Source organism: Pseudomonas sp. SZ57 (assembly GCF_009495975.1).
Lineage (GTDB): Bacteria > Pseudomonadota > Gammaproteobacteria > Pseudomonadales > Pseudomonadaceae > Aquipseudomonas > Aquipseudomonas syringae.
On sequence record NZ_WIBD01000003.1, the window covers coordinates 56,590 to 71,498 of the forward strand.

Consider the following 14,909-nt stretch of genomic DNA (forward strand, 5'->3'; position numbering starts at 1 on the left):
ATCCTTGGCTGATGTATCGGATGAATAAGAATGTGTTTTTTTGGGGATATGTCAACGGGATATCCCGGCCCGTTCTGTAACTTGAAATGAGGCACCAGGACACTTATTCATGACCCCCGCTTCAGGTCCTTGTAACGAAGACTGAACTCCAGCGTCACTGATTCCCCTTGCCGCAACAGCTTCAACCCCGGCCGTCCTGGCAAATGATGGGCGTTGACCGGGTGGCTGACCGGCTCGAAACAAAAGAAATCCAGCCCCGGTGGGCAGAACACCAGAAAGTAATCGCTGCCGGTGGCCTGGCAGTGCAATTCATAGCCCAGATCCGGCTGGCTGATGATGCTCTGGCCATCCCAGCCGGTGAAACCGTTGTCCAGCCGTGCTTCGGGCAGCCTGTTGCTGTGCTGGAAGTCCCATTCGGCGGGCAGATCCTGCAACTCATTCGGCAAACCTGCCTCGTCGCACAGCCAGACCTGCGCAGCTTTGGCCTGCAAGCGTGTGTAAGGCGTGCGTGGCAGGTAAGGGTGCAAGCCCAGGCCGTGCCACATGGCGCGGCTGTCCAGATGAGTGGTGGTCAGTTCGATACTCAGTTTGCCGTCGTGCAGGGTGTAGCGCAGGTGCGCGCGGTAGGCGAATGGCGTCTGGCTGTCGAGTTGCAGGCAGACCTGCTCAGCGCTCTGTTCGATGACGGTCCATGCCTGCTGCCAGGCGCTGCCATGAATCGGCAGCGGGTCGTTGGCGCTGTTCGGCTCCAGGGCCAGCCAGCCGTCTGGTGTCTCGAAACCGCCGTTGCCGATCCGGTTCGACCACGGCGCCAGCGGGTAGCAGGCCAGCCGACGGGGCGTCTCGGCCGCCAGAGCCTGTTCGTCGCTGGCGCGCAGCAGGGGTTGCCCGCTGGCCAGGACGATCCAGTTGACGATACTGCCGCCGATGTCGGGGGCCAGTGTCAGACGGGTCAGGCCATCTTCAAGGGTCAGTACGTTCGTGGACATGCTTCAAAGCCTTTCTGGATGATTGGGAGTCAGGCGACTGGGCGCGACGCCAGGTCAGCAGCACGATACCGCTGACGACGATCAGCCCGCCGACCACCTGACCGCTGCTGAGCAATTGATCGAGAATCAGCCAGCCAAACAGCAGGCTGGCCACCGGCTCGATGTTCATCACTGGCGCGTTGCGGGCGATGTCCAGCCGTGCCATGCAGATGAACAGCAGCGAGAAACCCAGACCATACAAAACCACCAGACTGGCCAGTGCGGTCCAGCCGACAGAACTCGTCGGCAGACCCACGCCACCGGGCAGCACGCCGCTGCTGCCGGCAATGGCCGCGACGACGAACACCACGGCCATGGTCAGCATGCTGCGTACGCTGCCGCGCATGCCGGCCAGTTTGTTATCGGTAATCCACAGCGCAAAGGCGAACACCACCGCAGCGGTCGACGCGTAGGCGACACCCTCCAGCCATTGCGGCTCGCTGCTGCCGGGGTTCGACAGGCGCTGTGGCACGTCCAGCGCCAGCGTCAGGCCAAACAGAATCAGGCCCATCAGGCCTGCGGCACGCCGCGTCGGCCGGGCACCGCCCAGTGCCCAGGTCAGCAACGCCAGCAGGATCGGCGAAACATTGACCACCAGCAAGGCCAGGGCCACCGGAATACGCGCTACCGCCGAGTAGATGCAAAAGCTTTGAGTGGCGATCAGCAGCCCCAGAAGCAGCTGCCAGCGCCAGGTACTCGCGGGCAGACTGAGCCTTTCGCGCTGCCAGAGCACCAGACTGGTCAGCGCCAGCAAGGTCACGCCGGAGCGACAGAGAATGGCCAGCAGCAGGCCGGTGTCATGATCGAAGGCAATGCGTGCCGCGATGTGGTTGCCGGCAAACGAACAGGCCAGCAGCGCCAGAATCAGCACAGCAATGTGGCGCGGAAACAGGGCAGGGGCAGACATACGCAAACCAGCCTCCTTGGCTGGACAACAGGAGTGCATGCCGGAGCGCTTTCAAGCGCTCCGGCAGCCTTGCAACAGAAGACTTTAGAGCACGACGCTCGGCAGCCACAACGAGATGGCAGGAATGTAGGTCACCAGCATCAGCACCAGGAACAGCGCGACATAGAACGGTACCAGCGCTTTTACCGTCGCTTCGATGGTGACTTTACCCACCGCGGCACCGACAAACAGCACCGCGCCCACCGGCGGGGTAATCAGCCCGATACCCAGATTGACCAGCATGATCATGCCGAAGTGCACCGGGTCGATACCGACGCCAACGATGACCGGCAACAGAATCGGGGTCAGGATCAGAATCAGCGGCGCCATGTCCATGACCGTGCCGAGCAGCAGCAACATCACGTTGATGCACATCAGGATCACGTAGCGGTTGTCCGACAGGGTCAGGAACGCGGTGGTGATCTTCATCGGGATTTCCATCAGCGTCAGGATGTAACCGAAGCTGGCGGCAAAACCGATCAGGATCATCACGATGGAAATGGTGCGTGCCGCCCGGTGCATCAGTTTGGGCAGATCGCGCCATTTGTAATCGCGGTAGATGAACATGGTGACGAAGAACGCCCAGAGCACGGCAATGGCTGCCGACTCGGTGGCCGTGAAAATCCCCGACAGAATGCCGCCGAGAATAATGACCATGGCCATCATGCCCCAAAGCGCTTCACCGGCAATTTTCAGTGCCTGGCGCAGCGGGATCACTTCACCCTTGGGGTAATTGCGCTTGCGCGCGAAGATCATGCACAGGCCCATCATCACTGCGCTGAGCAGCAGGCCCGGGAGGATCCCGGCCATGAACAGCGATGCGATCGACACCGTGCCGCCTGCCGCCAGCGAATAGAGCACCGAGTTGTGGCTGGGCGGCGTCAGCAGCGCCTGCACCGAGCCGCTGACGGTCACTGCCGTCGAGAAGTCCCGCGGGTAGCCGTTGCGTTCCATTTCCGGGATCAGCACCGAGCCCACCGAGGCCGTGTCGGCCACCGAGGAACCTGAAATCGCGCCGAAGAAGGTCGAAGCCACGATATTGACCAGCGACAGGCCGCCACGCACGAAGCCCACCAGCACTGCGGCAAACGCGACCAGGCGTCGCGACATGCCGCCTTCGGCCATGATTGCTCCGGCCAGTACGAAGAACGGAATTGCCAACAGCGAAAATTTGTTCACGCCGCCCGCAATCTGGATCATCAGTGCATCGGCCGGGATGTCGATCCACCAGGCGCCGATCAGGGCTGAAAGGCCCAGCGCGTAGGCCACCGGCATGCCGATCAGGATCAGCGCGATAAAGCTGCCCAACAGTATAAAAGCGTCCATTTATGCGGCACCTTCGCTTTCTTCAATGACGTCGAAACGCATGACCGCGCGATGACTCTGGTCACCCAGCAACAGCCTTTCCAGGACGAAGACCAGGGTCACGAGACCGCCGAGGGGGATCGGCAGATAAGAGATACCGACGCGCAGAAACGGCAGTTCGCCGACGAATTGATTCCAGGTGGTGGCGCACAGCTTGAAGCCCTTGAAGATCATGAACAGGGCGACGATCGCCATCAGAATCTGCACCACCACGCCGGCAACTCTGCGCACCTGTTGCGGCATGCGGTCCACGGCCATCGACACGGCCATGTGCGCACCGGCCCGGTAACTGGCGGCGGCGCCGAAGAAGGTAAACACCACCATCAGCAGGATGGCGGTGGGTTCCGGCCAGCTGGAACCGCTGCCGAGGATGTAGCGGGCAAAGATGCCCCAGGGGATGATCAGGGTCATGATCAACACCGACAGACCGGCAATGCCGATGCAGACCCGGTAAAGCGTGTCGTTGATGCGCAATAGCGTATTTTTCATAAGGCTCACCACTGCGGCGACGAACGAGCTGGTGCTCGTTCCCGCTGCTTGATCGGGACAGGCTTATTGGGCCGCTTGTGGGGTGCTCGCAGTGGTCTGGACCGCTTCGATGCGGTTGATCAGATCCTTGTAGGGCGCACCGAATTTGTCGCGTACCGGCTGGGTCGCGTCGTAGAAGGCTTTCTTCTGCTCAGGCGTCAGCGTGATGAACTCCACGCCAGCAGTCTTGAGCTTGGTCTCGGCATCGGCTGTCGACTTGTCCCACAGCACGCGCTCTTCCATCTGCGCTTCACGTGCGAGCTTTTTCACCAGCGCCTGCTGCTCGGGGTTGAGCTTTTCCCAGGTGGCTTTCGCCATCACGATGGGCTCGGGCAGGATCAGGTGTTCGGTCATGGTGAAGAACTTGGCGTTCTGGTAGTGGTTGTGCTGGAAATACGTCGGCGGGTTGTTTTCCGCACCGTCAATGACGCCGGTCTGCAGGGCGCTGAAGATCTCGCCGGTGGCCATGGCGATGCCGTTGCCGCCCATGTCGTTAATGGTTTCGATGAACACCGGGTTGCCCTGAACGCGGATTTTCATGCCTTTGAGGTCGGAAATCTGGCGTACCGGCTTCTTGGTGTACAGGTTGCGGGTGCCGCCATCCATCCACGCCAGGGCGACCATGTTGAATTGCGAATTGGTGATCTTGTCGAGGATTTCCTGACCGATCTCGCCATCAATGATGGTGCGCATGTGCGCCTGATCACGGAACACGAACGGCAGGTTGAAAACGTTGACGTCCGGCACGACCGGGCCAACGATGCCGAGGCTGACGCGAGTCATCTGCACGGCACCACTCTGCACCTGTTCGACGACTTCCTTCTCGGAGCCGAGCACGCCACCCGCGTACATCTTGAAACTGATCTCGCCCTTGGACTGTTCTTCGAGTTTCTTGCCCATGTTCTGTTCTGCCACGACCGGCGCATAGCCAGCAGGGTGAACCTCGGCGAACTTGATTTTGACGTCAGCGTGGGCCATGCCTGATACACAGAAGGCCAGCGGAAGTGCTGCGATGAGAAGCTTGCGTTTGAAATCCATGGATATCTCCGATTTTGTTATTTTTGGTCGAGCTACGGGATTTTCGGTAGGGCGCTGTCAGCCCTGAAACGTGGGTTCCTCCAGGCCCTGGACGCCAGGTCGCAGGGCGAACACGCCACCGGCCAGCGGCTGATCGCCAATATCGCCACCCGGGCGAATCGACGTCACGAACAGGGTGTCCAGATTGGGGCCGCCAAAGGCACACATGGCTGGCTTTTTCACCGGCACGACCAGCGAGCGGTCGAGTTTGCCGGTGGGGGTGAAGCGGTGAATCAGGCCTGCGTCGTTGCCACAGATCCAGTAGCAGCCGTCGGTGTCTATCGCCGCACCGTCGGGACGACCCAGGTGATGGTTCATGTCGACAAACAGGCGGCGATTGTGTGGCGTGCCGCTGTCGGTGTCGTAATCGAAGGCCCAGATCTGTTGCACGCTGGGGTGTGAGTCGGACAGGTACATGACCTTGCCGTCGGGGCTGAACGCCAGGCCGTTGGGGACGATGAAGTCCTTGAGCTGCGCGTCCAGCGTGGTCTGGCCGGCACTGTAGCGATACAGCGCACCCACCCTTGCACCGGCGGCCATGTCCATGAACATGGTGCCTGCCCAGAAACGGCCCTGTCGGTCGCAGCGGCCATCGTTGAAGCGCATGCCAGCCTGCGCGTGTTCGACGCTGGCCAGAAGCGTGCTGATCAGGCTGCCGTCTTCGCAGGGCTGCAAATGAAAGATTCCGTTCTCCATCCCCGCAATCCAACCGCCGCGGCTGTCGGCGGCGATACAGGCGAGCATCTGCGGCGCTTTCCAGCTGCGCGTGCTGTCCTGACTGAAGTCCCAGCGATGCAACTCGCCCTTGGGAATATCCACCCAGTACAACGCTTGGTCACGCACGCTCCAGACCGGGCTTTCGCCGGTGGCGTTCTGTGCATCGACAATCAGTTCGGCATCCATGACGGTTCGTGTCTCCAGAGTGCTGCGAGAGGAAAGCGCTGCTTATTGGTCGCCGAACGGTCCTGAGGCCACAAAGGCACCGCCCTGGTAGAGCATTGCCGGGTCATCGGCTGCCGGCAGCGGCTGGGCGTCGACCTTCTCGCGAAAAACTTCCGAGCTGTCTTTCGGGGTGTAGTCCAGTTTGCTGGCCAGGCGGTTGTCCCACCAGACGGTCTTGTTGTCCGAGACGCCGTAGACCACGGTGTGGCCCACGTCTGGCGTGTACAGAGAGCGCTCGATCAACTGGGTCAGGTCGGCAAAGCTCAGCCAGGTGCTCATCATCCGGCGGTTTTGCGGTTCGGCAAACGACGAGCCGATGCGGATGCTCACGGTTTCGATGCCGTAGCGATCAAAGTAGAAGCTGGCCATGTCTTCGCCGTAGGACTTGGACAGACCGTAGTAGCTGTCCGGGCGGCGAGGGGAGTGCGCGTCGATGGTCTCGGTCTGCTTGTAGAAACCGATCACGTGGTTGGAGCTGGCGAAGATCACGCGTTTCACGCCGTGCCTGCGGGCCGCTTCGTAGATGTGGAACACGCCGCAGATATTGGCGCCGAGGATCTCCTCGAACGGCCGCTCGACCGATACACCGCCGAAATGCACGATCGCGTCGACGCCTTCTACCAACTGGTGTACGGCATCCTTGTCGGCCAGGTCGCAGACCTGAACTTCTTCACGGTCGTCGACAGCGGGCGCCATTTCGGCAATGTCAGAAAGCCGCAGCACGTTGGTGTAAGGGCGCAGAGTTTCGCGCAATACCTTGCCCAGGCCACCTGCCGCGCCGGTCAGCAGGAGGCGATTGAAGGGAGTTTGAGTGGTATGAGCCGATGCCATGAGAGAAGTCCCGATTGTTATTTTTGTCATCTGTTGTCGTATGACTTGCCGGATTATCGGCACCGCATACGCTGATTGTCAACGCGGCCAAGGTCTAAAAACGGACTGGGCACGCACTTGGCCGGATACATTTGTAACAAGGCAAAACCTGCCGTGGCCGACAGGCTCTGCCACCGGTTTCAAAGCAATGAAATAGGGTAGCTGACGAACACGCGATTCTCGTCGAATTCGTTGGTGCTGAAATCACGACGCAGGCTGGAGTTGCGCCATTTGACGTTCAGATTCTTCAGCGCACCACTTTGTACGGTATAGGCCAGTTCAGACTCCCGGCCCCATTCCTTGCCGTCAGTGATGTTGCCGGTGTGCACATTGTCGCCGCTGATGTAGCGGTTCATCAGGGTCAGACCGGGCACACCCAGCGTCGCGAAGTTGTAGTCATGACGCAGCTGCCAGGATTTCTCTTTGGCGTTGTCGTAGCTGGAGTTGTAACTGTCGTTGGCCAGCGTACCGCCACTGGTGCCGTTGACGCGCATCCACGCCGTGTCGCCAGTCAGCTTCTGCAGACCGACATAGAAGGTGCTGCCGCCGTAGCGGGCCGAGAGCAGCGCGTAGGCCGTCTTGTTATCCAGGTCGCCGGCCAGTTTGTTGCCGTCTTCCTTGCCGATGAAGTAACCCAGGTTCGCGCCCAGGGTCCAGTCGCCGAGCGGCTGGCTGTGCAGCAGGTTGAAGAATTGCTGCTGATAGATGTCCTGCAGCTCCGAGTACCAGACGCCTACCTGAGTGCGCTTGTCGTTGAAGACATACTCGCCGCCGCCGAAGTTGAAGCGGTCCGAAGTGAATGCGCCTCGCCCGTTCAGCGACATGTCTTCCATGCTCGCATCGTTGCGCGGGCTGTTGCCGCGGAATTGCCCGCCGTACAACGTCAGGCCGTCGATCTCCTTGGAGGTGACCTGGCCACCGCGAAACGTCTGCGGCAACGAACGACCATCATCGGAGCGCAGGATCGGCAGCACCGGCATCCACTCGCCGACCTTCAGTTCGGTCTTGGAAATCCGCGCCTTGCCCGCCACGCCCAGGCGCCCGAAATCATCGGCCGGACGACCGTCGCTGTGGATCGGCAGCAACTGAGTGCCACCCGTACCCTTGCCGCCATCGAGCTTGAGCGAATACAGCCCCAGCACGTCAACCCCGAAACCCACCACACCCTGGGTGAAGCCCGACTTGGCGTCGAGAATGAAGCTTTGTGTCCACTCTTCGGCCTTGTTCTGCGGCGCCGTACTGTTCGGGAAAGCCGGGTTGGTGAAATTACGGTTGAAGTAGGCGTTACGCAGGGTGAGCGTGGCCTTGGTGTCGTCGACGAAACCCTCGGCCATGCCGAGCATCGGGAAAATCAGCGTCATGCCGCCGACGCCCAGCAGGATGCGTGAGCGGGTAGTGTGAGATGTCATTATTGTTGTGCTCCCTTGTTTAGTGAAACCGTCCCCTTTCCTGGCCGCGCGCAAGCGGCGGCCGACACCTTCGAGGATTACGTGATGCCTGTCGCCAGGCATGGCCTCGACCTGCAGGCGGCCGAGTACCGTTCGCTGTGTTTCAGCGAATGTTGTGAATCGAGAAGGGTGTCTGGAAGTGCGAGTGTTCAGTAAACGAGGTGTCACTGATCAAGGCTTCGGTGATTGAGCCTTTACTGATCGGGCGGGCAGGCGCGGCGTGAATGTTCATAATGGACTGGCCTCGGTGTTGTTTTTATTTTTGGCGTTATAGGTTGTCGTACAACTACGGGGATTATTTGCAGACCGTCGCCGCGTTGTCAACGCACCCATGGTCGAGGTTTAACGATTCACCGGCCATTTACAGCGCTCTTGAAAGCAAAATTAAATGCGAGTGAACGCTGCGGGCGGGTGTGCAGTCCACCCGATAATCCCGTTCATTTTTTGGAGACTGCCGAATGAATCGTTTCACCCAGAAAGTCATCGTCGTCACAGGTGCCGGTTCCGGAATCGGCGAAGCGACCGCCAAACGTTTTGCCGAGGAAGGCGCAAGTGTCGTGCTGGTCGGCCGTAATCGCGACAAGCTGGCCAAAGTAGCCGCGCAACTGAAAGGCGAAGGGCACTTGGTCAGAGCCACCGATGTGGCCGACCCGAGCGACGTGGAAGCGCTGTTCAAGGAAGTGGCGACCCGCTTCGGGCGTCTGGATGTGCTGGTCAACAATGCCGGCATCGTCAAGTCCGGCAAAGTGACCGAGCTGGGCATAGAGGACTGGAAAGAGCTGATGTCCGTTGACCTGGACGGCGTGTTCTATTGCACCCGCACCGCCATGCCGGCACTGATCGCCAGCAAAGGCAACATCATCAATGTCTCGTCGGTGTCCGGTCTGGGCGGCGACTGGGGCATGAGCTTCTATAACGCGGCCAAGGGCGCCATCACCAACTTCACCCGTTCGCTGGCCATGGACCATGGTGCTGACGGCGTGCGCGTGAATGCCGTCTGCCCCTCACTGACCCGCAGCGAGCTGACCGAAGACATGATGGGTGACAAAGCATTGATGGCCAAATTCATGGAGCGCATCCCATTGGGTCGCCCGGGCGAAGCCGAAGACGTCGGCGACGTGATCGCCTTCCTGGCCAGCGACGACGCGCGCTTCGTGACCGGCGTCAACCTGCCAGTCGATGGTGGCCTGTCGGCGTCCAACGGGCAGCCGCCACAGGCGTGACGGTCAGGAGTGCAGAAACAATCAAGCCCGGTAAAGACCGGGCTTGATTTCAACACAGGGTGGTCAGATCCGGAAGTGGCTGACCATCGTCTGCAACTGCCCGCCCAGGCGCGCCAGCTCAACGCTGGACGCAGCGGTTTCTTCACTGGCCGAAGCGGTCTGCTCGGACACATCGCGCACGTTGACGATGCTGCGGCTGATTTCTTCAGCGACTGCGCTTTGCTCTTCAGCGGCGGCGGCAATCTGCTGGTTCATCGCCTGAATGCTCGACACCGTTTGCGTGATGCTGCCCAGCGACGTGCCAGCCTTACGGCTGAGGGTCACGCTGCTGACGGTCAGTTCGCGGCTGTTAAGCATGATGCTGGACACTTGGCGCGTACCGCTCTGCAATGCAGCGACCAGTGTTTCGATCTCCACGGTGGATTGCTGCGTACGTTGTGCCAGGCCGCGGACTTCGTCGGCAACTACCGCAAAACCACGTCCGGCTTCACCCGCACGGGCCGCTTCGATAGCCGCGTTGAGCGCCAGCAGGTTGGTCTGTTCGGCCACCGCCTTGATGACGTCCATGACCTTGCCGATCTTGTCGCTTTCCTGCTCCAACTGAGTCATGGCATCGGCGGAGCGACCCACTTCGTTGGCCAGACGCTCGATCTGGGCGATCGCTTCACCCACCACCTTGTCGCCGTCACGCGCTTCGCGGTCGGCGTTGGAAGCGGCCTGCGAGGCCTGTTCGGCGTTACGCGCCACTTCTGCAACCGTCGCCGACATCTCGTGCATGGCGGTGGCGACCTGATCGGTTTCGACTTTCTGGCTGTTGACGCCAGCGCTGGTCTGTTCGGTAACCGCCGACAGTTCTTCGGCGGCACTGGCGATCTGTACGACGCTGTCGCGAATACCGCCAATCAGCTCGCGCAGGGTGGTGCCCATGCGCTGGATGCCTTGCTGCAGAACGCCGAGTTCATCACGGCGTGTCACGGCCAGGGTATGGGTCAGGTCACCGGATGCAATACGGTCGACCACCGCCAGGGTTTCCTGCAGTGGACGGGTAATCTGCCGGGTGATGATGACTGCGGCGATGATGCCCAGAATGATAGCCAGCAGTGTGCAGACAATCTGCGTGGTACGCGCCTGTGCGCTTTCCTGATCGCGGCGATCCAGTTGCAGCTTGTACATGTCCTCGCTGATCTTGACGATATCCTGCCCTTGCGTGGTCATTTCCTTGCGCGCCTGGACAATCGTGCCCGTGGCGGCCTTGAAGTTTTGCAAGGTCGTCCGGTACGCCATCAACGAGGTTTCCAGCTGCCTGAGCTGATCGGCCTGAGTGCCGCTGAAGGTCGCCTTGAGCACGTCCAGATCCTTGATGGCCGCATCCAGTTTCGAAACAGCTGCCTGCTCGGTCTCGGGCGTGGCATTGGTGGTGTAGCCGCGCACTTCATAGCGTGCGAGTCTCAAGTCATCTTTTGCGTCGGTGACGAGTCGGTACTGCTCGAAGCGGTTGGCGTCAGCCGGGTCCATGTTTTTGACTTCAGTCACAAGCTGCTCGAATACCGCGAGGCTTTTGACAGCATGGGTCGTCAGCTCATCACGCGCAGCGGTACTGGCCTTGTAGCCACTGCGCATGTTGTTGAGGGACTTCTGGTAGTCAGCGATCACAATGCCCAACTGATCGAGCATTTTCAGATTTTCGGGACTTTTGAACGAGGCGCGCAGTTTTTCCTGATACGCCTTGAAGCTGTCCAGCGAGGTCTGCACGGTTTCGGCAACCTTCTCGTCGCCATCGGCCACCATGTACTGGAGGCGTGTCACGCGCAGTTTGGTCAACTGGGCATTGAGTGAAGTAATGTCACTCATCCAGTTGCTGCGATTGATCAGCCCGCTCATGCTGGTCCAGCCAGTCAGAGCAAGAATGGCTGTAAAAACAAGTACTAGACCGAAGCCAAGGGCCAGTTTCATATTCACGCTGATGTTTGCGAACCAGCTACTCATTGAATTCTCCAACAACTGCCATTGAAACGGTCTTCTCCCTGAAAGGTATGGCATACAGGTCAGGGCGGGGTGAGGTATACAGACACTATCGGCAGGGACTGGCCAAGCTGAAATAAAAAATAAAGAAAGTTCCGCGACGCTCCGAATATTTTTTTCCAGGCATATCATTTGCGCCGGTACACCGTTATAAAGCACCGCGTAAGTCATTGAATTAGAACCGCCGCATTCCAGGAGGAACGGCACACTTTCGGCTGTGTTTACACGATTAAAACCCTATCCGTTGTAGGTTCATTGTGTGTGCAGGGCATGACATTTTTTGTGTCGCAAGTTGCTCTGACATCCGAGCCTGCTCCCAGCAGTCCTGTTGAGATGCCTTGTCATGAATTTGAAGTTTCGTCATAAGATTCTGCTGGCCGCGGCCGGTGTAGTGGTGCTGGCGTTCGCCCTGTTCACTTTGTACAACGATTACCTGCAACGTAAGACGATCAACCAGAACCTCGAGTCCTCCGTGGGCCAGGCGGGTCAACTGACTGCCAGCAGCGTCCAGAACTGGCTGAGCGGGCGTATTCTGGTGCTGGAAAATCTCACCCAGAACGTAGCCTTTCAGGGGGTCAATTCCGACCTCAGCGGACTGGTCTCGCAGTCTGCGCTGGTATCGACCTTTCAGTTCACCTATGTCGGTGACAGCAAAGGCACGTTCACCCAGCGGCCCAATGTGGACATGCCGGCAGGCTACGACCCTCGCCAACGGCCCTGGTACAAGTCCACCGTCGACGCGGGCAAAACCATTCTCAGCGCGCCTTATCAGGCTTCCGTGGGTGGTCTGGTGGTAACGATCGCCAGCCCGGTCAAGGCGGCAGGTCAGGTCACGGGTGTCGTCGGCGGCGATCTGAGTCTCGACACGCTGGTAAAGATCATCAACTCGGTCGAATTCGGCGGGCTGGGTTACGCCTTTCTGGTCAGTGGCGACGGACAGATCATCGTCAGCCCGGACAAGGAACAGGTGATGAAAAACCTCAAGGACATCTACCCCGGACAGACCGTCAGCCTGGACGCGCGCCTGCGTGAGGTGACCCTCAATGGTCAGCAAAGGCTGCTGTCATTCACCCCGATCACCGGGCTGCCCTCGGCTGACTGGTACATTGGCCTTTCGATCGACAAGGAAAAGGCCTATGCGCCGTTGAGCCAGTTTCGCAGCTCGGCGATGGTTGCCGTGCTGATTGCAGTGGCTGTGATTGCGTTGCTGTTGAGCCTGCTCATTCGTGCGCTGATGCGCCCGCTGACCGACATGGGCCGTGCGATGCAGGACATCGCTCAGGGCGAGGGTGATCTGACCCGGCGCCTGAGCATTCAGGGCAAGGACGAGTTCGCCGCACTGGGCGGTTCGTTCAATCAGTTCGTGGAGCGCGTGCACGCGTCCATCGTCGAAGTCTCCTCAGCGACGCTTCAGGTGCATGACCTGTCGCAACGGGTGGTCAACTCCTCCAACTCGTCCATCGTCGGTTTCGATGAGCAGAGTGCCCGAACCAACAACGTCGCTGCAGCGATCAACGAGCTGGGTGCTGCAACCCAGGAGATTGCCCGCAACGCATCGGACGCCTCGATCCAGGCCAGTGAGGCCCGCAACCAGGCTGAAGACGGTCAGGTAGTGGTCGAGAAAACCATCCACGCCATGAGCGCGCTGTCGGCCAAGATCAGTGATTCCTGCACGCAGATCGAGCAACTCAACGCCAGCACCGAAAACATCGGTCACATTCTTGATGTCATCAAAGGCATCTCGCAGCAAACCAACCTGCTGGCCCTCAACGCCGCCATCGAAGCCGCCCGCGCGGGTGAAGCCGGACGCGGTTTTGCGGTAGTGGCCGACGAGGTGCGCAACCTTGCGCATCGCACCCAGACATCTGCCGACGAGATCCACAAGATGATTGGCGGCCTGCAGACCGGCTCTCAGCATGCCGTACTCAACATGAATGAAAGCCAGACGTCGAGTCAGGAAAGTGTCGAAGTTGCCAATCAGGCGGGCAGTCGTCTGCGCGATGTAACACGGCGCATTGGCGATATCGATGGCATGAATCAATCCGTTGCTGCGGCGACAGAAGAGCAGACTGCTGTTGTCGAAACACTCAATATCGATATCAATCAGATCAACACGCTTAATCAACAAGGCGTGGCCAACCTTAATGAAACGCTCAAGGACTGTGCTGCGCTTTCGCAACAGGCCGGGCGTTTGAAGCAACTGGTCGACAGTTTCAAGATCTGACCGTATATCCAGTGATCCAGGCCGGGCCACTTACAGGTGGCCAGGTCTTTAAGAATGAGGGATTAAAAGCATCAGTGCATGTATGTTTCAGCAAACCCGCTGGACCGTCCAGCGTCATCCGCCCATTAAAAAAGCCTGCTCGGTGGCAGGCTTTTGGTCAGAGATCCTTTTTAACCTCTTTATCGATGTGCTTGTCAGCCTTGTGACGCTCTTTGTCGTCATGCTTCGCACCTTTGTCGACTTCGTCGGCGTCGTGCTTCATACCCTTGTCCACTTCCTTGGCGTCATGATCGACACCCTTATCCAGCTCTCGGTTATCGTGTCGGACACCCTTTTCCAGTTCACTCTCTGCAAAGGCGACTGGCGCTACCGCACCTGCCAGGAAGAGGGCGGCAGTCATTGAGAGTACGAATTTACGCATGCTTTGCTCCTTCATGAGAAATGCTGGCTCGTCTTGAGCCATCATTTTCGAGCATAGCTCATACCTGACAATCGGAATTGGCAAAGAAGTGTACTGAGCAAAAAAGCCCGGCATTTGGCCAGACTTTGCGGTGCGGTGCGGTGCGGTGCCTAGTCGGAAGAGTTAGCCGAGCGCCCTGGCAAGCCCGAAAGCTGTTGCTGAAAATAGCGCCGCCATACTCGTGGCGCCAGCGAGGAACTTCCAGGTCTGCTCGTTCATGGACTTGTGAAGTGATACTGCGAGCTCTGAAAGATCAGTTTTTGTGGCAGAGACGTCTAGCTTCGCCTCTACTCGAATAAGCCTGACCTGAATCTCGGACATCGCTGATTCGATCTTTTCTACACGCTTTTCCAATCTATCACCTCCAGGTGGGTCGGTCGGCCCGCCTTGGCCTTTGAGCTTTTCATATTGAGCCTGGAGAAGCCGAACATCAATATTACTGCTCGACATCGACATCGCCCTCAATTTCGCCTATTTCCTTGAGCAGGTCGATTTGCTCCTGAATACTGTCAAAAGCCATTTGCGCTGCTTCACGTGCTGCTGGCGTGAGGCTATCTGCACTCAGAAGCGCCTGGCTAAGATTCAGAACGGTAGCAAGATTTGCAACTCCAAGCCGATGAAGCCTTGAAACCGTCATTTTGAGTTGCATCACATCGTTGCCTTCCATAGCGCTTTCTTTCTCCGATTGCGTAGCGAATCACCCGAAATCAAATCGTTGCCACCGCAGGCTTGGCAGATGATCCAGCATGCAATTTGCGCAGGGTAGGTCGTGTCAC

The 14,909-nt window shown here is 59.0% G+C and carries 15 protein-coding genes and 2 pseudogenes; 3 read left to right on the plus strand and 14 right to left on the minus strand.

All coding sequences use genetic code 11. From position 1 onward, the window contains the following. Positions 1-107 precede the first annotated feature (107 nt). The 9 genes from GE543_RS03900 to GE543_RS27320 all read right to left on the minus strand — a co-directional run bounded on the left by GE543_RS03900 (position 108) and on the right by GE543_RS27320 (position 8,436). On the minus strand, positions 108-989 hold the full coding sequence (locus tag GE543_RS03900; RefSeq protein ID WP_153220822.1) for an aldose 1-epimerase: 882 nt from the start codon (positions 987-989) through the stop codon (positions 108-110). After that, entirely contained in the window at positions 964-1,935 is a 972-nt protein-coding gene (locus GE543_RS03905; RefSeq protein WP_153220824.1) for a DMT family transporter, read from the minus strand. The genes GE543_RS03900 and GE543_RS03905 overlap by 26 nt, the downstream gene beginning before the upstream one ends. Positions 1,936-2,019: 84 nt before the next feature. Next, positions 2,020-3,300, minus strand: a complete 1,281-nt coding sequence (locus GE543_RS03910) for a TRAP transporter large permease (RefSeq protein ID WP_003421655.1) — start codon at positions 3,298-3,300, stop codon at positions 2,020-2,022. Next, a complete protein-coding gene (locus GE543_RS03915; RefSeq protein WP_004402549.1) occupies positions 3,301-3,828 on the minus strand; it encodes a TRAP transporter small permease in 528 nt (175 codons plus the stop codon). Between the two features lie 63 nt (positions 3,829-3,891). Then, the gene (locus GE543_RS03920; RefSeq protein ID WP_153220826.1) at positions 3,892-4,905 is read right to left on the minus strand and encodes a TRAP transporter substrate-binding protein; all 1,014 of its coding nucleotides are present in this window, start codon (positions 4,903-4,905) and stop codon (positions 3,892-3,894) included. A 57-nt stretch (positions 4,906-4,962) separates the two neighbouring features. After that, the gene (locus GE543_RS03925; protein WP_153220828.1) at positions 4,963-5,847 is read right to left on the minus strand and encodes an SMP-30/gluconolactonase/LRE family protein; all 885 of its coding nucleotides are present in this window, start codon (positions 5,845-5,847) and stop codon (positions 4,963-4,965) included. A 42-nt stretch (positions 5,848-5,889) separates the two neighbouring features. Continuing rightward, the gene (locus GE543_RS03930; protein ID WP_153220830.1) at positions 5,890-6,717 is read right to left on the minus strand and encodes an NAD(P)-dependent oxidoreductase; all 828 of its coding nucleotides are present in this window, start codon (positions 6,715-6,717) and stop codon (positions 5,890-5,892) included. 179 nt (positions 6,718-6,896) lie between these two features. Next, entirely contained in the window at positions 6,897-8,165 is a 1,269-nt protein-coding gene (locus GE543_RS03935; RefSeq protein ID WP_153220832.1) for an OprD family porin, read from the minus strand. 142 nt (positions 8,166-8,307) lie between these two features. Then, entirely contained in the window at positions 8,308-8,436 is a 129-nt protein-coding gene (locus GE543_RS27320; RefSeq protein WP_256664677.1) for a hypothetical protein, read from the minus strand. A gap of 226 nt (positions 8,437-8,662) precedes the next feature. On the opposite strand from GE543_RS27320, the gene GE543_RS03945 reads away from it, so the two are divergent. After that, complete coding sequence (locus tag GE543_RS03945) at positions 8,663-9,427, plus strand: SDR family NAD(P)-dependent oxidoreductase (protein ID WP_046236383.1); 765 nt, start codon at positions 8,663-8,665, stop codon at positions 9,425-9,427. 63 nt (positions 9,428-9,490) lie between these two features. Here the strand turns inward: GE543_RS03945 and GE543_RS27745 are convergent, their stop codons facing one another. Both GE543_RS27745 and GE543_RS27750 read right to left on the minus strand, forming a co-directional pair. Further along, the gene (locus GE543_RS27745; protein ID WP_371124103.1) at positions 9,491-10,354 is read right to left on the minus strand and encodes a methyl-accepting chemotaxis protein; all 864 of its coding nucleotides are present in this window, start codon (positions 10,352-10,354) and stop codon (positions 9,491-9,493) included. A gap of 39 nt (positions 10,355-10,393) precedes the next feature. Continuing rightward, positions 10,394-11,620 (minus strand): annotated as a pseudogene (locus tag GE543_RS27750) (methyl-accepting chemotaxis protein); the annotation flags it as partial. 172 nt (positions 11,621-11,792) lie between these two features. On the opposite strand from GE543_RS27750, the pseudogene GE543_RS27755 reads away from it, so the two are divergent. Together GE543_RS27755 and GE543_RS27760 are read left to right on the plus strand one after the other, a co-directional pair. Next, a pseudogene (locus GE543_RS27755) lies at positions 11,793-12,767 on the plus strand (cache domain-containing protein); the annotation flags it as partial. Positions 12,768-12,884: 117 nt separating this feature from the next. After that, positions 12,885-13,673, plus strand: coding sequence for a methyl-accepting chemotaxis protein (locus GE543_RS27760; protein WP_370737602.1), 789 nt, complete (start codon positions 12,885-12,887; stop codon positions 13,671-13,673). 157 nt (positions 13,674-13,830) lie between these two features. Here GE543_RS27760 and GE543_RS03960 read toward each other — a convergent pair whose 3' ends face one another. From GE543_RS03960 to GE543_RS03970, 3 genes are all read right to left on the minus strand, one after another. Next, on the minus strand, positions 13,831-14,094 hold the full coding sequence (locus GE543_RS03960) for a hypothetical protein (protein ID WP_046236434.1): 264 nt from the start codon (positions 14,092-14,094) through the stop codon (positions 13,831-13,833). 162 nt (positions 14,095-14,256) lie between these two features. After that, entirely contained in the window at positions 14,257-14,583 is a 327-nt protein-coding gene (locus GE543_RS03965) for a hypothetical protein (protein WP_153220836.1), read from the minus strand. Then, the gene (locus GE543_RS03970; RefSeq protein WP_046236387.1) at positions 14,570-14,800 is read right to left on the minus strand and encodes a hypothetical protein; all 231 of its coding nucleotides are present in this window, start codon (positions 14,798-14,800) and stop codon (positions 14,570-14,572) included. Before GE543_RS03970 ends, GE543_RS03965 begins: the two co-directional genes overlap by 14 nt. Positions 14,801-14,909 lie beyond the last annotated feature (109 nt).